Annotated in this window: 15 protein-coding genes and 1 pseudogene; 12 read left to right on the forward strand and 4 right to left on the reverse strand. The window is 71.7% G+C overall.

What is annotated here, in order from left to right; genetic code table 11:
• The first annotated feature begins 301 nt into the window (after positions 1–301).
• The gene (gene glyA / locus DYI95_RS03730) at positions 302–1,579 is read left to right on the forward strand and encodes a serine hydroxymethyltransferase (RefSeq protein WP_116900753.1); all 1,278 of its coding nucleotides are present in this window, start codon (positions 302–304) and stop codon (positions 1,577–1,579) included.
• A gap of 223 nt (positions 1,580–1,802) precedes the next feature.
• Entirely contained in the window at positions 1,803–2,579 is a 777-nt protein-coding gene (locus DYI95_RS03735; protein WP_116900752.1) for a tyrosine-protein phosphatase, read from the forward strand.
• Between the two features lie 2 nt (positions 2,580–2,581).
• On the opposite strand, the gene panD is transcribed toward DYI95_RS03735, so the two are convergent.
• On the reverse strand, positions 2,582–2,941 hold the full coding sequence (gene panD, locus DYI95_RS03740; protein ID WP_371731899.1) for an aspartate 1-decarboxylase: 360 nt from the start codon (positions 2,939–2,941) through the stop codon (positions 2,582–2,584).
• 179 nt (positions 2,942–3,120) lie between these two features.
• On the opposite strand from panD, the gene DYI95_RS03745 reads away from it, so the two are divergent.
• The gene (locus tag DYI95_RS03745) at positions 3,121–3,546 is read left to right on the forward strand and encodes an EVE domain-containing protein (RefSeq protein WP_243149853.1); all 426 of its coding nucleotides are present in this window, start codon (positions 3,121–3,123) and stop codon (positions 3,544–3,546) included.
• A 144-nt stretch (positions 3,547–3,690) separates the two neighbouring features.
• Here the strand turns inward: DYI95_RS03745 and DYI95_RS03750 are convergent, their stop codons facing one another.
• A complete protein-coding gene (locus DYI95_RS03750; RefSeq protein WP_116900750.1) occupies positions 3,691–4,662 on the reverse strand; it encodes a 4-hydroxy-3-methylbut-2-enyl diphosphate reductase in 972 nt (323 codons plus the stop codon).
• Positions 4,663–5,098: 436 nt separating this feature from the next.
• Here DYI95_RS03750 and DYI95_RS03755 point away from each other — a divergent pair, with 436 nt between their 5' ends.
• The 7 genes and pseudogenes from DYI95_RS03755 to DYI95_RS13220 all read left to right on the forward strand — a co-directional run.
• Positions 5,099–6,451, forward strand: a complete 1,353-nt coding sequence (locus DYI95_RS03755; RefSeq protein WP_116900749.1) for a glycine betaine/L-proline ABC transporter ATP-binding protein — start codon at positions 5,099–5,101, stop codon at positions 6,449–6,451.
• Positions 6,435–7,325: a proline/glycine betaine ABC transporter permease gene (locus tag DYI95_RS03760; protein ID WP_116900748.1), complete on the forward strand. Its 891-nt coding sequence runs from the start codon at positions 6,435–6,437 to the stop codon at positions 7,323–7,325. Before DYI95_RS03755 ends, DYI95_RS03760 begins: the two co-directional genes overlap by 17 nt.
• Positions 7,326–7,488: 163 nt before the next feature.
• Positions 7,489–8,409 carry a glycine betaine ABC transporter substrate-binding protein gene (locus tag DYI95_RS03765; RefSeq protein WP_116900747.1) on the forward strand — a complete coding sequence of 307 codons (921 nt, stop codon included), beginning with the start codon at positions 7,489–7,491 and terminating at the stop codon, positions 8,407–8,409.
• Positions 8,410–8,850: 441 nt separating this feature from the next.
• Positions 8,851–9,903 (forward strand): ferrochelatase, encoded by a 1,053-nt coding sequence (gene hemH, locus DYI95_RS03770; RefSeq protein WP_116900744.1) that lies wholly within the window; start codon positions 8,851–8,853, stop codon positions 9,901–9,903.
• A gap of 5 nt (positions 9,904–9,908) precedes the next feature.
• Complete coding sequence (gene hemG, locus DYI95_RS03775; protein WP_116900743.1) at positions 9,909–11,609, forward strand: protoporphyrinogen oxidase; 1,701 nt, start codon at positions 9,909–9,911, stop codon at positions 11,607–11,609.
• Positions 11,610–11,717: 108 nt separating this feature from the next.
• Positions 11,718–12,194 (forward strand): helix-turn-helix domain-containing protein, encoded by a 477-nt coding sequence (locus DYI95_RS03780; RefSeq protein ID WP_116900746.1) that lies wholly within the window; start codon positions 11,718–11,720, stop codon positions 12,192–12,194.
• 3 nt (positions 12,195–12,197) lie between these two features.
• Positions 12,198–12,533, forward strand: a pseudogene (locus tag DYI95_RS13220) (PIN domain-containing protein); the annotation flags it as partial.
• A 397-nt stretch (positions 12,534–12,930) separates the two neighbouring features.
• Here the strand turns inward: DYI95_RS13220 and DYI95_RS03790 are convergent.
• Together DYI95_RS03790 and DYI95_RS03795 are read right to left on the reverse strand one after the other, a co-directional pair.
• Positions 12,931–14,319 (reverse strand): PQQ-dependent sugar dehydrogenase, encoded by a 1,389-nt coding sequence (locus tag DYI95_RS03790; RefSeq protein ID WP_116900742.1) that lies wholly within the window; start codon positions 14,317–14,319, stop codon positions 12,931–12,933.
• Positions 14,320–14,637: 318 nt separating this feature from the next.
• On the reverse strand, positions 14,638–15,219 hold the full coding sequence (locus tag DYI95_RS03795) for a Fur family transcriptional regulator (RefSeq protein WP_116900741.1): 582 nt from the start codon (positions 15,217–15,219) through the stop codon (positions 14,638–14,640).
• Between the two features lie 539 nt (positions 15,220–15,758).
• Here DYI95_RS03795 and DYI95_RS03800 point away from each other — a divergent pair.
• Entirely contained in the window at positions 15,759–16,370 is a 612-nt protein-coding gene (locus tag DYI95_RS03800) for a DoxX family protein (RefSeq protein WP_203530704.1), read from the forward strand.
• A 398-nt stretch (positions 16,371–16,768) separates the two neighbouring features.
• Entirely contained in the window at positions 16,769–17,443 is a 675-nt protein-coding gene (locus tag DYI95_RS03805) for a response regulator transcription factor (RefSeq protein WP_116900740.1), read from the forward strand.
• Positions 17,444–17,445 lie beyond the last annotated feature (2 nt).

Below are 17,445 nucleotides of genomic sequence, written 5' to 3' on the forward strand. Positions count from 1 at the left end.
GGGGCTGTGGCGCCGCCTGCCCCGGGGGTGCGCGGTGCGGTTCCAGTCTGCCCCGGGGGCTGGGTCTTCCGAATATCAAGTTACTTTAAAAAAGTTAGGTTAGGCAAGGCCGATTTGGCCCGCCTGGCGGGGGCCTGCCGGGGCGCGGGGTGCGGCACCTGGGCACCGGCGCGCCGCTCCCAGGTGTCTTGCCCTGCAGGTGATCGAGGGCCGCATGCGAACACTTGCAACAACGGCTTGGAACCACGGCAAGCACCCACCGGCACGAACGCCACCGGCCGGCCGAGAGGAGGAGAGCAGGGTGAACAGCGCCCTGGCCGCCACGGATCCTGAGATCCTGCGCTGGATCCGGGAAGAACACCGCCGCCAGCGCGAGACCCTGGAGCTCATCGCCTCAGAGAACTTCACCAGCGCCGCCGTCTTGGAGGCCATGGGCTCCGCCCTGACCAACAAGTACGCCGAGGGCTACCCGGGCCGCCGCTACTACGGCGGCTGCCAGTTCGTCGACCAGGTGGAGGAACTGGCCCGCCGGCGGGCCTGCGCCCTCTTCGGCGCCGAGCACGCCAACGTCCAGCCCCACTCGGGCGCCCAGGCCAACATGGCCGTCTACTTCGCCACCCTCGAGCCTGGGGACACGATCCTGGGGATGAACCTGGCCCACGGCGGCCACCTGACCCACGGCAGCCCCGTCAACTTCTCGGGCCAGCTGTACCGGGTGGTGGCCTACGGCGTCCATCCCGAGACCGAGCGCATCGACTACGACGAGGTGGCGCGCCTGGCCCGCGAGCACCGCCCCAAGCTCATTGTGGTGGGGGCGTCGGCCTACCCGCGGATCATCGACTTCGCCCGGTTCCGCGCCATCGCCGACGAGGTGGGGGCCAAGGTGATGGTCGACATGGCCCACATCGCCGGCCTGGTGGCGGGCGGCGAGCACCCCAACCCGGTGCCTTATGCCGAGTTCGTCACCTCCACCACCCACAAGACCCTGCGCGGGCCGCGGGGCGGGTTCGTCCTGTGCCGGGAGGCCGAGGCCAAGGTCCTGGACAAGGCGGTCTTCCCCGGCATGCAGGGCGGGCCGCTGATGCACGTCATCGCGGCGAAGGCCGTGTGCTTCCACGAGGCGGCCCAGCCCGCCTTCCGCGAGTACGCCCGTCAGGTGGTGGCCAACGCCCGGGCGTTGGCCGAGACCCTGGCCGCCGAGGGGCTCCGCCTGGTCAGCGGCGGCACCGACAACCACCTGATGCTGGTCGACCTGCGCTCCCTGGGCGTGACGGGCCGCGAGGCGGAGCAGGTGCTGGAGCGGGTCGGCATCACGGTCAACAAGAACGCCATCCCCTTCGATCCGCAGCCCCCCATGGTGACCAGCGGCATCCGCCTAGGCACGCCGGCCTTGACCACGCGGGGGATGCGCGAAGCGGAGATGCGGGAGATCGGGCACCTGATTGCTGCGGCCCTGCGCCACCGGGACGAACCGGCCGAGCTCGACCGCATCGCGGACCGCGTACGGGAGCTGGCGGCGGCCTTCCCGCACCCGTCGGGCGCCACGGCGGCGGAGGCGGGTGCTCCGGCTTCCGCGTAGGCGCGGGCCGGATGGCCCCCGGGTGCTCCGCCTGCTCCGCCCGGCGTTCCGCAGGTACGCCGGAGCGCGGAAGGCGGGTGCGCCCGTTCGAGCCGGGGATGGGCGCGGGGTGCCCCGCATAACCGGGAAGGATGCGGGCGGCGGGCGACCGGGAAGGCAACGGGGTTCCTGAAAAGATGCGCTCATCGATGCGCGCACCGGTGGCGGATGCAGGAGGGACACGGTGACCGCGGGAGCACGCGTAGACGTCCACAGCCACCTGCTGCCGGGCCTCGACGACGGCGCTGCGGACTGGGACGAGTCCCTGGCCCTGGCTCGCGCTGCCGTGGCCGACGGCACGGCGGAGCTGATCCTGACGCCTCACATCGACCCCGAGGTCTACGACAACCGCCCCGAGACCATCCGCGCCCTGACGGCGGAGTTCCAGCGCCGCCTCGACGCGGCCGGCGTTCCGCTCAAGGTGCGGCCGGGCAGCGAGATCTTCCTCATGCCCCAGACGGCCATGCAGTGGCGGCGGGGCGAGGTGGTGCCCCTGGGCGGGGAGGGACCGTACGTCCTGGTGGAGTGGAACATGATCGCCCTGCCGCCCTACGTCGAAGGGGTGCTCTTCGATCTGCAGGCGGCGGGGGCGGTCCCGGTCATCGCCCACCCTGAGCGCTACCTGCCCGTGCAGCGGCGCCCGCAGTGGCTGGTGCCGCTGGTGGAGCGGGGGGTGTGGCTGCAGATCACGGCGTCCAGCCTGCTGCGGCCGCGCAAGGATCCGGCGCGGCGGGTGGTCGAGTGGCTGGTGCGGCGGGGCATGGTGCACCTGGTCGGCTCGGACGCCCACAACGCCCAGCGCCCGCCGCGACTGGCGGAGGCGTACCGGGTGCTGGAGCGCCTGCCCGGCGGCGCCCAGACTCTGGTCACGGTTGAACGGGCCACGGCCGCCGTGCTGGCGGGGGAGCGCATCCATCTGCCGCGGCCGGCGGCGCCGCGGCGGCGACGGTTCTGGTTGTGAGGTCACAGCACGGCGGGCTGCTCCCGTACCTCCAGGATGCGGTTGCCCTCGCCCAGGATCACGACGCGGCCCCGGAAGCCGGGGATCTCGTCGGGCGCGAGCTGCGCGTAGGCGATCACGATCACCTGGTCCCCCGGATGAACCAGCCGGGCAGCGCCGCCGTTGGCACTCAGCACGCCGGAGCCCGCCGGACCGGGGATCACGTAGGTCTCGAAACGGGCGCCGGTCGTGACGTTGATGACCTGGACCAGCTCGCCGGGCAGGATGTCCGCCGCGGCCAGGAGGTCCCGGTCCACCGTCAGACTGCCCACATAGTGCAGGTTCGCCTCGGTGATGGTGCCGCGGTGCAGTTTGGCGCGCATGAAGGTGCGGAGCACGGCCTTGCCCCCTTGGCCACACGGTCCTGGACAGATTGCCGGAGGTTGCCCGGTCACCGTGTTACCAAGGCAACACTGTAGCAGAAGAGCGCGGCGACGGCACGGCACCTGCGGGGACCAGGGCGAGCGCCGGCACGAAGGACTCGGCTGGAGGAAAGGAGTCGATGGCCGCAGTGGCCTACTGGCTTGTCAAGACCGAACCGTCGGTGTACAGCTACGCCGACCTTGAGCGCGAGGGGACCGATTACTGGGACGGCGTCCGCAACAACCTGGCGCAGAAGCACATGAAGGCGATGCAGCCCGGGGATCTGGTGCTGGTGTACCACACGGGCAGCGAGAAGCAGGCGGTGGGGGTGGCCGAGGTTGTGCGCGGGGCCTACCCGGACCCCACCGACCCGACCGGGCGCTGGGTGGCCGTGGACCTCAAGGCGCGCCTGCGCCTGCCGCGGCCGGTGGCCCTGGTGCAGATCAAGGCGGACCCGGCCTTCAAGGACTGGGAGCTGGTACGCAACTCGCGCCTGTCGGTCATGCCGGTGCCGGAGCCGCTGTGGGAGCGCATCATGCGCATGGCGGGGCTGGGGTCGGTGTAGGGCACGGCAGCAGGCCGGCTCCCAGGCGCCCGCCCTTCTTCATCCCGGCAGCCCACCCCTGCGCCGGCAGCCCACCGCCTGCCCAACCGGTCGGGGGCAGGAGCGGGTTCCACCGGTGAGGCGGGTTGCACAGGCGGGTGCCAATCAGCCAGCGTGTTCGGGCACCACGGGCTCCGGCGCCTCCACTTGCGGCGCCGTGCCGGCGGCCCGAGCCCGATCGCCCGCCCCGGCCGGTTCGTCCGGCTCGTAGGCTTCCAGCCACTCGATCACCTTGCGGGTGATCTGGCTCGGCGTCGATGAACCGGCGGTGACGCCGACCCGCCGCGCGCCCCTGAGCCAGGCGGGGTCGATCTGCTCCACGCTGTCGACCAGGTATGCCGGCCGGCGGGCGATCTCCCGTACCACCTGCACCAGCCGGTTGGAGTTGTTGCTCCGCCGGTCGCCCACCACGATGACCACGTCGGCTTCCCGCGCCTGGCGCACCGCCGCTTCCTGCCGCAGCTGGGTGGCCAGGCAGATCTCGTTGTGCACCTCGGCGTGGGGGTAGCGCTTCAGCACTTCGCGGATCAGGGCCTCGGTGTCCCACTTGCTCAGGGTGGTCTGGGTCACCACGGCCACCTTGGGCGTGCTGGCGGGGTCCAGGGGCAGGGTGTCCAGGTCGTCGGCCGTTTCGATCAGGTGGACGTGGCCCGGTGCCTCGCCTATGGCGCCCTCGGGCTCGGGGTGGCCCTTCTTGCCGATGTAGATGATCTCGAACCCCTTGGCCACGCGGTCCTTGATCAGCTCGTGGGTCCGGGTCACATCCGGGCAGGTGGCGTCGATCCAGGTCAGCCCCTTTTCGATGGCCCGGCGGCGCACCTGGGGGGAGATGCCGTGGGCGGTGAAGATCACCGTGCCGCCTTCGACCTTCTCCAGCAGGGAGAGCCGGTCCTCGCCGTCCAGGGTGTGAATGCCTTCCCGCGCCAGTTCTTCGACCACGTGATGGTTGTGGACGATCATGCCGAGGATGTAGATCGGCCGGGGGAGAGTGGGGTCGGCCGCTGCCCGGCGGGCCAGGGCGATGGCGTCCACCACGCCGTAGCAGTAGCCGCGGGGCGAGATCTTGATGACTTCCACGGTGCTGGCCTCCTCTGGAGCCGGCCGGCGCCCGGCGCCCTGGCGGGACAGGGTGCCGCCGGCCTTTTGACACCCATCCCTCACCGGGGATCGGCGGGCCCGCCCGGCATCCGCTTCCGCCCCCAGTATAGAGGAACGAACCGGCAGCCGATAGGCGATCCGGAGCGAATGGTCGATCCAGACTGGAAAGCACGCCGCGTGGGGCTCATTAGGGACGCTGGATTGACATAATATGGGGCGCAAAAACCTCTTTACCTTGAATTGAACGAAAAATTGTGATATCAACAAGAAGGATGCAGTTCCCAAATTAACGGCTGCTGGCTGACAACCGGACCGGCTTCCGCGACAGGCCGGTTTTTTGTTTCCCTCGCGCAGCCCGCATCGGGTCCCCGCTTGACGGGAAGCTGTTTAGCGTGAAAGGGAGGTGAGGACGCGCGTGGCTCGTCTCGTCGTCGACGACGTTTACAAGATTTTTGGCCCGCGGCCCCGGGAGGCGCTGGAGCTGGCCCGCGCCGGCCGATCCAAGGACGAGATCCTGAAGCGCTCCGGCCACACCCTGGCCGTGGCCGGCGCCAGCCTGACGGTCGATGCCGGTGAGATATTCGTCATCATGGGCCTCTCGGGCAGCGGCAAGTCCACCCTGCTGCGGTGTCTCAACCGCTTGGTGGAACCCACCGCCGGCCGGATCCTTCTGGACGGCCAGGACATCACCGCCCTGGGCCCGCGGGAACTTCTGCAGGTGCGCCGGCAGCGCTTCGCCATGGTCTTTCAGCACTTCGCCCTGCTGCCCCACCGCACGGTGCTGGGCAATGTGGAGTACGGGCTGGAGATCCGTGGGGTCGAACCGGCCCAGCGCCGCCGGCGCGCCCTGGAGGCTCTCGAAACGGTGGGCCTTGCCCAGTGGGCGTCCAGCTACCCCGGGGAGCTTTCAGGTGGCATGCAGCAGCGCGTGGGCCTGGCCCGCGCCCTGGCCACCGACGCCGACATCCTCTTGATGGATGAGGCCTTCAGCGCCCTGGACCCCCTGATCCGGCGGGAGATGCAGGATGAGCTGCTGCAGCTGCAGGCCGAGCTTCACCGCACCATCATCTTCATCACCCATGACCTGAGCGAGGCGCTGAAGCTGGGCGACCGCATCGCCATCATGCGCGACGGCCGCATCGTCCAGGTGGACACGCCGGAGGGCATTCTGGCCCGGCCGGCCGACGACTACGTGGCGTCCTTCACCGAGGACGTGGACCGCAGCAAGGTCTTCACCGCGCGGAACGTCATGCGGCGCCCGGAGACGGTGCGGGAAACCGACGGCCCCCGGGTGGCCCTGCGCAAGATGGAGGAGCTGCAGCTTTCCTCGGTGTTCGTGGTCGACCGCGAGCGCCGGTTGCGGGGCCTGGTGACCGCCGACGACGCCCTGGCGGCGGCGCGGCGGGGCGACCGGACCCTGGCGGGGGTGGTCCGCCCGGAGGTGCCCACCTGCCAGCCCGACACCACCCTGCACGAGCTGATCCCCACCATTGCCCGGAGCCCCTGGCCCGTGGCCGTGACGGACGATCGTGGCCGCCTGGTGGGGCTGGTGGCCCGGGTCCAGGTCCTGGCCGGGATGGCCGGCCACGTGCGGGTGGAGGACCGCGGGACCGGTGACGGGGCCGCGCCCGGCGGCGCTCCCGAGGATCCGGGCCGCCCGGTCCCGGCCCCCGGCCCCGCGGCTGCGGCCGGTCAGAACCGGACCGGCCCGCCGGATGCGGAAGCGGCGGTGGAAGGAGGTGAGCTGTCCGTTGCCGGGGATGGTTGAGATCGACATTCCCCTGGGAGAAGGGGCCGAAGCGCTGATCTACTGGTTGCTCCGGGCCTTCGACCCCCTCTGGGACGGCCTGGCGGCCGGCGTGTCTGCTCTCGTCGAGGCCGTTACCTCGCTGTTGCTGGCGGGCCCGGCGCTGGCCGTGATGGCCGTCCTGGCGGCGCTGGCCTGGTGGTTGCGGGGCCGGGGGTTCGGGCTGTTCGCGGCGGCCGCGTTCGTCCTGGTCTGGGCCATGGGCGAGTGGGAACCGGCCATGCAGACCCTGGCCCTGGTGCTGGCGGCGACGGTGATCGCGGTGGGCGTCGGCATCCCCCTGGGGATCGCCGCCAGCCGGTCGGCCATGCTGCGGGCCGTGCTGCGGCCGGTGCTGGACCTGATGCAGACCCTGCCGGCCTTCGTCCACCTGCTGCCGGCGGTGCTGTTCTTCGGCGCGGGGGTGGTGCCCGGGCTGCTGGCCACGGTGGTCTTCGCGGTGCCGCCGGCCATCCGGCTGACCGACCTGGGCATCCGCCAGGTACCCGCCGATGTGGTCGAAGCCGGCCGCGCCTTCGGTTCGACCCCCAACCAGATCCTGCGCAAGATCCAGCTGCCGCTGGCCCTGCCCACCATCATGGCGGGCGTCAACCAGGTGATCATGCTGGCGCTGTCCATGGTGGTCATCGCCGGCATGGCCGGCGCGCCCGGCCTGGGCGCGGAGGTGGTCCGCGGCCTGACGGCCCTGGACATCCCGCTGGGGGTTGAGTCGGGCCTCGCGGTGGTGTTGCTGGCGGTGTACCTGGACCGGGTGACCGAGGGCCTGGCCGGCCGGGTCTCCCGGCGTCGCCCCCGGTCCCGGGAAGGGGCGGGCGGCGCGGCCCAGGCGGCGTGACGGCCCAGGCGGGGTGATGGGTCTGGCCTGGTGGAACCCGCCAGGGAAGGGCGCGGCCAGGTCGCCGCAGGACGGATACGGGACCTGGGCCGGTGGCCGCCGGCCCGCAGCGGAAGTGAACCGGAAATGAAGCGAACCAGGAATCTCATGCGGAGGTGAAGGCATGGGCAAGGGAGCGGCCCGCGGGCGAGGACTGCACAAGGTGGTGGCGGTGCTCGCCACCCTGTCGGCGCTGGTGCTGGCGGCATGCGGCGGCGCCGGAGGGACGGGCGCAGGGAACGGCAACAGCAGTGGGGACAAGGGGTCCATCGAGATCGGCTACATCCCCTGGGACGAGGACATCGCCGTCTCCTACCTGTGGAAGCAGCTGCTGGAGGAAGAGGGTTACCGGGTGACCCTGACGCAGGTGGAGGTGGCGCCGCTCTTCGCGGCGGTGGCCAACGGCAGCATCGACCTGTTCATGGACGTGTGGATGCCGTCGACCCACGGCCAGTACATGGACCGGTTCGAGGACCAGGTGGAGGTCCTGGGCACCTGGTACGACCAGGCGGACCTGGGGCTGGCCGTGCCGGACTACGTGGAGGCGCGGAGCATCGAAGACCTGAAGCAGTATGCCGACCGCTTCGGCAAGCGCATCGTCGGCATCGAGGCGGGCGCCGGCCTGATGCGGGTGACCCGGGAGAGCGCCATCCCGGGTTACGGGTTCGACGACTGGGAGCTGGTGCAGAGCAGCACGCCGACCATGCTGGCCGAGCTGGACCGGGCGATCCAGAACCGGGAGTGGATCGTCGTCACCCTGTGGCGGCCCCACTGGGCCTTCGCGAAGTACGACATCCGCTACCTGGAGGACCCCAAGGGGCTGATGAACCCCACGGGGGCCGAGGAGATCCAGATGATCGCACGCCAGGGGTTCAGTGAGGACTTTGCCGAAGTGGCGGAGTGGCTTGGCCGCTTCAAGCTGACCGGGGAGCAGCTGGCGGAGCTTGAGGCCGCCATCCAGGACCACGGCGCGGACCAGCCGGAAAAGGGCGTGCAGGCCTGGCTGGAGGAAAACCGCGACGTCGTGGAGGCGTGGCTCCGGTAAGGCTGGGTCGCCGGGCCCGGCGGTGTTCTGGCGGCCCAGGATGGGGCCGGCCGGCGGCAGGCCGGCCCCATCCTGGGTCCGGCGGGCGCAGCCTCCGGGTTGGGTCTCTGGCGCGCTGGCGGCCGGGCGATGGAGCCGGGTGGGGCCGGACGGCAGCCCAGGGGTGGTGCCGGGATCTTCAGCGCGGTGCCGGGATCTTCCCGGCGCCGCTCCCTGTTTTTTATGGGCCCGCCCCATCTGGTGGCTCTTTTGGGCTTTTTGCCTGAGGCCGTTCGGCCGGAGGGCGGGCTTCCGCCCGAGACCGTTCGGTGGGGGGCGGCGCCACGGCCGCGTCCGGGGTGCCCAGGCGCTGTTCTGGTTACGGACCCGCCGTCCCGGTTGCGGACCCAAGGCAAGAGACCTGCTGGTTATGCTAACGTGGCCTGGGAGGCGGGAACAGCCATGGATCAAAACCTGCGCCAGAAGCCGGGCCATTCCGATCCGGGGCAGGGCGCGCCGGCGGCCGGCCCTGGACGGAAGGACCTGGTGGCCCTGCTGGTCATGGCCTACGGCACACCCCAGAGCCTGGACCAGGTCGAACCGTACTACACCCACATCCGGCACGGGCGGCCGCCTACGCCCGAGCTCTTGCAAGAGCTGATCGACCGCTACAAGGCCATCGGCGGGAAATCGCCCCTGCATGAGATCACGGAAGAACAGGCTCGCCAGGTAGCGGCGGTGGTGGCCGAGCGGCTGGGGCGCCCGGTGGAGGCCTTTGTCGGCTACCTGCACATCGCGCCCTTCATCGCCGAGGCCGTGGAACGTCTGGTGGCGGCCCGGCCCCAGGAGGCTGTGGGGCTGGTACTGGCGCCCCAGTATTCCGCGGCCAGCGTGGCTCTGTACCACCGGGCCGCCCAGGAGGCCCTGGCCCGGCATCCCGGGGCGCCGGCGGTCCATTTCATCGACCACTTCCACAACCATCCGGGGTTCATCGCCGCCCTGGCCCGCCGGGTCGAGCGGGCCCTGGCGGAGCTGCCTGCGGCCTTGCGGGAGGATGCCGTGGTCATCTTCACCGCCCACAGCATCCCCCAGCCGGTGGTGGACCGCGGCGACCCGTACCCGCGCCACGTGGAAGAGACGGCGGCCAAGGTGGCGGCGGCGGCGGGCCTGTCCCGCTGGCGCGTGGCGTATCAGAGCGCGGGCCGCACGGCCGATCCCTGGCTGGGACCGGATGTGACCGAGGTGATCCGTCAGCTGCCCGGTGAGGGGGCGCGGGCGGTGGTGGTCTGCCCTGCGGGCTTTGTGGCCGACCACCTGGAGGTCCTGTACGACCTGGACATCGAGGCGCGCCAGGTGGCCGAGGAAGTGGGGCTGGTCTTTGCCCGCACGCCTTCCCTCAATGCCGACGCTGACTTCATCGAGGTCCTGGCAGACCTGGTGCTCGACCGCCTCGGGGCGACCCGGCATGAGGCGGCCGCCTCAGGCGCCCGGCCCGAGGGCCCCCAGGTGGGGTGAGTTCCATGGCGCTTGCGGTTCCTTCGGGTTTCGCCGCGCCGCGGGTGGCGGTGGTAGGGGGCGGCATCGCCGGTCTGGCGGCCGCCCTTCGCCTTCTGGAGCTGGCCCGCGGGCACGGTGTGGCCCTGGAGGTCGTGCTGATCGAAGCGGGGGACCGCCTGGGGGGCAAGGTGCAAACGGAGCGAGCGGGTTCCTTTGTGATCGAGCAGGGACCCGATTCCCTGGTGGCCTCCAAGCCCCACGGCATTCAGCTGGCCCGGCGCCTGGGCCTCGGAGGAGAGCTGGTGGGCCCCGGCCCGGCGGCGGGGCGGACCTTTGTCGTCTGGGAGGGGCGGCTGCAGCCCATGCCGGAGGGCTTTTCCCTGGGCGTGCCCGTCCGGGCCCGGGCCTTGTGGGCCTCGCCGCTGTTCAGCTTTTCGGGCAAGTTGCGCGCCAGCCTGGAACCGCTCATTCCGCCGCGGCGCGACGGAGCCGACGAATCGGTGGCGGCGTTCCTCCGGCGGCGGCTGGGCCGCCAGGTGACGGACCGCCTGGCGGCCCCGCTTCTGGCGGGGATCGCCAGCGGTGATCCCGAGCGGCTCAGCATTCGGGCTACCTTCCCCCAGCTGGTGCAGCTTGAACGGGAGTTCGGCAGCCTGGTGCGCGGCATGGCGCGCCAGCGCCGGGCGCGGGTGGCGGCCGCGGCACGACCCGCGGCTGCGGAGTCCGGTTCAGCCACCGGGACGGCCGGGGCGGCCGCGGCGGCGGGGGCGCCGGCGCGCCCGGCCGGGGGCGGGCCGGGCGCGCCGGGAGCCCAGGCCGAAGCCCGGGGAGGCGCGCCTCATTCGGCGCCTGCGACCGCGCCGGGACCCGGGGGACGGTCCCCCTTTGTCACCCTGCGGGGCGGGCTTGGCCGCCTGCCCCGGGTGGCTGCCCGGCGCATTGAGGAGCTGGGCGGCCGCATCGTTACCGGTTCTCCCGTCGTCGCCCTCGAACCGGTGTTCACCCACCTGAGCCTGGGGGCCGTCTCCGGGACGTCCGGGCCAGGTGGGGCGAAGGAGGGCGCCCGGGGGGCCCGGGGACCGGCCTACCGCCTCACGGTGAAGGACGGCGGCACCGAAACGGTGGACGCGGTGGTGCTGGCGGTGCCTGCCTGGCGGGCAGCACCGCTGCTGGAGCCCTTTCTGGCGGGCGTCGCCGAGCATCTGGCGGCCATTCCCTACAAGCCGACGGCGGTGGTGGCTCTGGCCTATCCGGAAGAGCGGGCCGGCCGGCTGGAGGGCAGCGGTTTCATCGTGCCCCCGCAAGAACGACGGTTCATCACCGCCTGCACCTGGGTTTCCAGCAAGTGGCCCGGTACGGCACCGCCGGGCATGGCCTTGCTGCGCGCCTTTGCCGGGCGGCCGGGCGAGGATCCGCTGGTTCTTCCCGACGACGAGCTGGTGACCCGGGTCCGGGCGGACCTGGCGGAACTGGCGGGGGTGGAAGGGGAGCCGGAGCTGGTGAGGGTGTACCGCTGGCCCCGGGCCATGCCCCAGTACGAGGTGGGCCACCTGGACCGGATGGCGGCGGTCCGGGCCGGACTGCAGGAACACCCGCGGCTGGCCCTGGCGGGGGCAGGCTACTTCGGCGTCGGGGTGCCCGATTGCATCCGCCAGGGCGAGGCCGCCGCGGAAGCCGTCTGGGCCGCCCTGGGCGGTGCGGCGGGCGCATCGCCGGCGGTGTAGGCTCGGTAGCCCGGATCGGCCCGGACGGGACGGTCTACCACGTCCCCGAAGAAGAAGGTTACGGTTATTTCGTTTATGGCCATAATAATGGTGAAGGGGGGTGGTGTGATGGCAGCGGCGGATACGATTCGAGGACCGGTTTCGGCGCGGCCGGAGGAGGCGCAAGACATTGCGAACCTGCGAACGGCGCTGGAGGCGGCGGACAACGGGGGCACCCTGCGGTATTTCCTCGCCGACTCCGCCGGCCGCAGGCTGGAGCTCCCCGCATCCGTCTTCCGCGTCCTGGTCGACGTGGTGCGAGCCATGGCGCGCGGTCAGTCCGTGGCCGTGCTGCACTATGACGAGGAGCTCACCACTCAGCAGGCCGCCGACCTGCTTCAGGTCTCGCGTCCGTACCTGGTCCGCCTGCTGGAGGAGGGGAAGATCCCCTACCACATGGTGGGTACGCACCGTCGCATCTATCTGCGGGACGTGCTGGCCTACAAGGAGCTGCGCGACCGTCGCCGGAGGGAGGCGCTTCGGGAACTGCGCCGCGCTTCGGAGGCGCTGGGGCTATACGACGAACCGGATGTTGGGGGCGGCTGAGCTGTGCCGTTCGTTGCTTTCCTCGACGCCAATGTGCTCTACGCCGCGGCGTTACGTGACGTACTGCTCAGCCTGGCGGAGGCCGGCATCTGCCAGATCCGCTGGAGTCCCGACGTCCTGGACGAGATGGAGCGTAACCTTGCTGCCCGAGCCCGTGCGCCCGAGCCCTCGGTTGCCGCGGCGGGTGCCCGCTACGTGCGCAGCGTCATGGAGGACGCATTCCCGGACGCGATGGTACCGCGCGAGGCCTACGATCACCTCATTCTCGCCATGACCAACGACCCGAAGGACCGCCACGTGCTTGCGGCGGCGGTGGCAGCCAGGGCGGACGTCATCGTGACCTTCAACGTCACCGACTTCCCCGCTGCGGCCTGCCGGCCTTACGGGATCGATGTCCAGCACCCTGACACGTTCCTGGTGCACCAGTTCGGGTTGATGCCCGAACGGATCGCTCAGGCTCTTACGGAGCTCGCTTCCGAGCGGAGGCCGCTCATGGACACACCGCAGGCATCCTCCGCACCCTCGAACGGATGGTGCCACGGTTCTGTGCGATGGCGCGGGGACAGCTGGGAGGTGGGCAGCCCGGAGCCGGAGGAGCGGGGTAGCCGGGTCGTGTCGTCGCCTTCTGCTGGCAGCGCTGGTCACAGGCTCTCTTCCCGGTACCCCGATCTCTATACAGCCGCACGCGCGTGCCCGCAGGATGTCAAGTGGTACCGTGATGTTCCGGGCCCCTTCCTCACTCCGAGCCGGCCTGCGGGCACAGGCGCAGGATGCGGTCGTCCAGCGGGCCCGGCTCGCCCCGCCCGTCCCGGTTGCTGGTGCCAAAATAGAGGCAGCCGCCGGGCCCCGTCTGGACGGCCCGGATCCGGCCGAACTCGCCCTTGAAGAGGATTTCTTCTTCCACCACCCGGGTGCCCGAGGCGTCCAGGCGAAGGCGGTGCAGGTGCCGGCCCGGGCTGTCGGGCTGAAAGCCCAGGGTCCCGAAGAACAGGCTCCCGTCCCAGGCGCGGATGGGGCCGCGGTAAAAGGCCGCTCCGGCCGGCGCGATGATGGGGTCGTAGCTGCGCAGGGCAGGGGTGAAGCGGCCCCGGTGCGCGCTGGGCGCCACCGCCACCGGCCAGCCGTAGTTGGCTCCCGCCTCGATGCGGTTGACTTCATCCCAGGCGTCGGGGCCGTGTTCCACCGCATAAAGGCGCCCCGAGGAGGGGTGGAAGGCCAGGCCCTCGGGATTGCGGTGTCCGTAGGAGAAGACGGGGTTACCGGGGCCGAAGGGGTTGTCCGGGGGAACCGACCCGTCGGGGTTGAGGCGGAGGATCTTCCCGTGCAGGCTCTCCCGGTCCTGGGCGCGCTCGGGCTGGCGGGCGTCGCCCGTGGTGGCGTACAGCTTGCCGTCGGGGCCGAACTCCAGCTGGCCGCCGTCGTGAATGGCCGCAGCGGGAATCCCATCAAAAATCACCTGCCGGTCCGTCAGGCGGGGCGTCGCACCCGCCGCCCTTGAACGGGCGCCGTCCTCCACGCTGAACCGCAGGATGCGGTTGCGCAGGGCGCCGTCCCGGGCGCGGTACGTCTGGTAAACGTAGAGGTACGGCGGGTCAGGGAAGCCGGGATGCAGGGCGATGCCCAGCAGCCCGCTCTCGCCGGTGGCCACGGTGTCCGGCAGGGTGGCCAGGGTGACCACCCGGCCGCCGTCCAGCAGGTTGATCCGGCCGGGCCGCTCGGTGAAGAAGAGCCGTCCCCGCCGGTCGAAGGCCATATCCCACGGAACCTCAAGGCCGGTGGCCACCGTCTCCAGGCGCCAGGTCGCCCCGGCCCCGGACGAACCGGCGTTCCGGCCCGGGGCGCCGCCGTTCTGCCCGCCGGCGCTGCCCGGGGCGGGCGACCGCGGGCTCTCCGGACCGGGGGCCGGTTCATCCTCGCCGGGGCGCTCCGCGTCCCCGGGGTCCCCTAGAGCGGGCTGGGGTGGGGCCGGGTCCGGGGCCTCGCCGGGGAAAGGGGCCGGCCCGAGGGCGCGCCAGGCCATCAGCCCGGCCACCAGCAGCAAGACCAGGGCAACGGCCACCAGGCCCCCCGGCGCAGGCCGGTAAAAGCCGCCACCGGAGCCGGCTTGTGAGCGGCGCCGTGGCATGGACACCCCTCCACCGGCTAGTTCGTTGCCCGGTGCCGGGTTCCTGGCAACGATGTGGCCTTTAGGAGGGTCCGCCATGGTGCCGCGCGGTGCGGGCGGGCGACGGCGGGCCGGCTGGGGCTGCGCCGGGGAACGGCGGCCGGGCCGGAGGGCGGCGGACCAGGCAGGGAAAGGTCATGCAGGAAGCGCTGACGAGGGCCCGGCCGCCTGGGGCGGCACGGCCGGGCTGCGCGTGGCCTCAAGCGGTCGCGGCCGGGGTTCAGCGGGTTCAAGCGGCTTCCGGCGGCTTCACGTGGCCGCTGGCAGTTTCGGCCGGTTTCAGGCGGTTTCGGGCGGCTTCCGACGGGCGGGCCCGCCAGGCCGGGCGAGGTGGCCCGCGATGCGGGCCAGGTCACCTGTCGCCCGCTGGCAGTCCGGGCAGAGGCCCGTAAAGACCAGGGACTGTCCCGTCACGACGAAGCCCGTCCGGGAGACGACCTCCTCTTCCATCCGCTCCAGCTGGGGGAAGGGGAGGTCTTCCACCCGCCCGCACTGGCGGCAGTGGACGTGCACGTGCAGGTGGGGGTCGCCGTCGAAATGCTCCGCCTCGCCGGGCAAAGTGACCCGGCGCGCCAGGCCGAGTTCCACCAGCAGGTCCAGGGTGCGCCGGACCGTGGCGGCGCTGGCCAGGGGCAGGACGCCGGCCAGGGCCTGGTGGACCTCTTCCACCGTGGGGTGGTGGTGCCGGGCGGCGAACTCCTGCAGGCAGCGGTAGACCGCCAGGCGCTGGGGCGTCAGGCGCAGGCCCTCGTCCCGCAGGCGCCGGGCCAGCCTCGGAGCGGGGTCGGCCAGGCTCTGCTCCGGGGTGGGGCCGCTCACCGAGCCGGGCCGGTCCTGGCTGGTCCCCGACGTACCCTTCATGGCCATGCCTCCCTTCGTCCCGACCGGGTTGGGGGCGAACCGGCCGGCCGGCCATGAGGCCCGTCCGGCACGGGTCTTCTCCTGCATCATGCACCTGCCGGCTGATCGAACCCTGAAGAGCAGCTGAGTGCTACCTTAAGGCCCACCAGGGGGGCGCACGGCCTGCCACCGGCCGCCCGGCGCCCGGGGCGGCCAGGACCGCGCCTGCCGGCAGCCTGCCGCGGTGCCCGCAGGCTGGCGTGGCCAGCCTCCCGGTCGGGGCGTCTGCAGGGATCGTGCCCCATTCGCTCCCGCAGGCCGGGGGTGGGGGCGCCCCCAACCTTCCCTGCCGCCTGCCGGCGCCTCCAAGCGTCTGGAACCCGGCTTCCCCCCGCCACGACCAGCGGAAGTATAACGCCGGCCAGGCACGGCGCCAGGCGCGGCGCCACGCACGGCGCGTCGCGACCCGCTCCGGCCCGTTTCTCAGCCCGCCTTCAGATCCCTTTTATTTGGCTTTCAGCCTCGCCCTGCATGCTGGAGCCAGAAGGAGGCGATGGGCCATGGCGACGACGGGAGGCGCGAGCGCCATGACGCAGGCCCGGCCCGTAGAGGGCATCAAACAGCGGCACGGCATCTTCACCGAGCCGCCCTTCGCGCGGTGGCTGTTCAGCGATACCCGCTCGGCCTGGATCTGGCTGGTGTTGCGGGTGTGGCTGGGGTGGCAGTGGCTGGAGGCCGGGTTGCACAAGATCGGCAACCCCGCGTGGACCGGCGACAAGGCCGGTGCGGCGGTGACAGGGTTCCTCAAGGGGGCGCTGGCCAAGACGACCGGCGAGCACCCGGACGTGCCGGGCTGGTACGCCTGGTTCATCGACCGCGTTGCGCTGCCCAATGCTCCGCTCTTTGGCCACCTGGTGGCGTACGGCGAGGTGTTGATCGGCACCGCGCTCATCCTGGGGCTCTTCACCGGCATCGCGGCCTTCGCCGGCAGCTTCATGAACGCCAACTTCCTCTTCGCCGGTACGGTGAGCAGCAACCCGGTGATGTTCATCGTGGCCACCTGGATCGTGCTGGCCTGGCGGGTGGCGGGCTGGTACGGCCTGGACCGCTGGGCGCTGCCCGCCCTGGGCACGCCGTGGCAGCCGGGAGCCGTCTTCGAGCGCAAGCACTGACCGGGACGGCAGACCGGCCCCTGGCGATGCCGACTCGCCGGCTGCCCGGTTCGGGGTTCACGAGCGGTTCCGGGTTCACGGAAGGCGACCCGAGCGACATCCAGACCTGGGGAGGGCACGCGACGGAGGGCACGCGACGGCGCCGGCGGCAGCCGGCGCCGTCGCGCCCGGTCGAGGAGGCGATGGCCATGGCGGTATCCTCATCCCCGGATGGCCCCGTACCCCCGGCGGGCGCCCAGCGCGCGGAAGCCCCCGCGCCCGCCGCTGCCGGCGCCGCCGGGCGCAGGGGCGCGGGGGTGCCGGTTCTTCCCGCATTGACCGGGATCCGCCCGCCCGGCGACAATGGGAGGCGGAACCGGCCGCGGCGCCAGCGCGGCCTGCGCCCGGGGGGAGACCGCGTGGAGCGAATCCTGGTGGTTGACGATGATCCCGCCGTCACCAGCCTGCTCAAGCGGGGTCTATCCTACGAAGGTTTTGCCGTCGATACCGCCTCGTCGGGGGAAGAGGCGCTGAGGATCGCCCGGGAGCAGCCGCCTGACCTGGTCATCCTGGACATCATGATGCCGGGCATGGATGGGCTGGAGGTCCTTCAGCGCCTGCGGGCGGCGGACCCCGAACTGCCCGTCCTCTTCCTGACGGCGCGGGATGCGCCCGCCGATCAGGTGCGGGGACTGGAGGCCGGCGCCGACGACTATGTGGTCAAGCCTTTCACCTTCGAGGTGCTGGTGGCCCGGGTGCGGGTCCTCTTGCGCCGTCATCAGGTCGAGCGGCCCCAGGTGCTGCGCTTCTCCGACCTGGTGCTGGACACCGGTACCTACACGGCCCGGCGCGGCCAGCGGGAGATCCACCTGACGGCGCTGGAGTTCAAGCTTCTGCATGAGTTCATGCTCCATCCCCGGCAGGTCCTGAACAAGGACCAGCTGCTGGAGCGGGTTTGGGGCTACGACTTCGGCGGTAATGCCAACGTCCTCGAGGTGTACGTCAAGCAGCTCCGCCAGAAGCTGGAGGCGGAGGGCGAGCCGCGGCTGATCCACACCGTGCGGGGCGTCGGCTACGTCCTGCGGGAGGGATGAGC

Source organism: Thermaerobacter sp. PB12/4term (assembly GCF_003403315.2).
Taxonomy (GTDB): domain Bacteria; phylum Bacillota; class Sulfobacillia; order Thermaerobacterales; family Thermaerobacteraceae; genus Thermaerobacter.

Bases quoted from the DNA above. Each gene is read 5' to 3' on its own strand.
- panD (WP_371731899.1), bottom strand. From the start codon at position 2,941: ATGCGCGCCAAACTGCACCGCGGCACCATCACCGAGGCGAACCTGCAC.
- DYI95_RS03745 (WP_243149853.1), top strand. From the start codon at position 3,121: ATGGCCGCAGTGGCCTACTGGCTTGTCAAGACCGAACCGTCGGTGTAC.
- DYI95_RS03765 (WP_116900747.1), top strand. From the start codon at position 7,489: ATGGGCAAGGGAGCGGCCCGCGGGCGAGGACTGCACAAGGTGGTGGCG.
- hemH (WP_116900744.1), top strand. From the start codon at position 8,851: ATGGATCAAAACCTGCGCCAGAAGCCGGGCCATTCCGATCCGGGGCAG.
- hemG (WP_116900743.1), top strand. From the start codon at position 9,909: ATGGCGCTTGCGGTTCCTTCGGGTTTCGCCGCGCCGCGGGTGGCGGTG.
- DYI95_RS03780 (WP_116900746.1), top strand. From the start codon at position 11,718: ATGGCAGCGGCGGATACGATTCGAGGACCGGTTTCGGCGCGGCCGGAG.
- DYI95_RS03790 (WP_116900742.1), bottom strand. From the start codon at position 14,319: ATGCCACGGCGCCGCTCACAAGCCGGCTCCGGTGGCGGCTTTTACCGG.
- DYI95_RS03795 (WP_116900741.1), bottom strand. From the start codon at position 15,219: ATGAAGGGTACGTCGGGGACCAGCCAGGACCGGCCCGGCTCGGTGAGC.
- DYI95_RS03800 (WP_203530704.1), top strand. From the start codon at position 15,759: ATGGCGACGACGGGAGGCGCGAGCGCCATGACGCAGGCCCGGCCCGTA.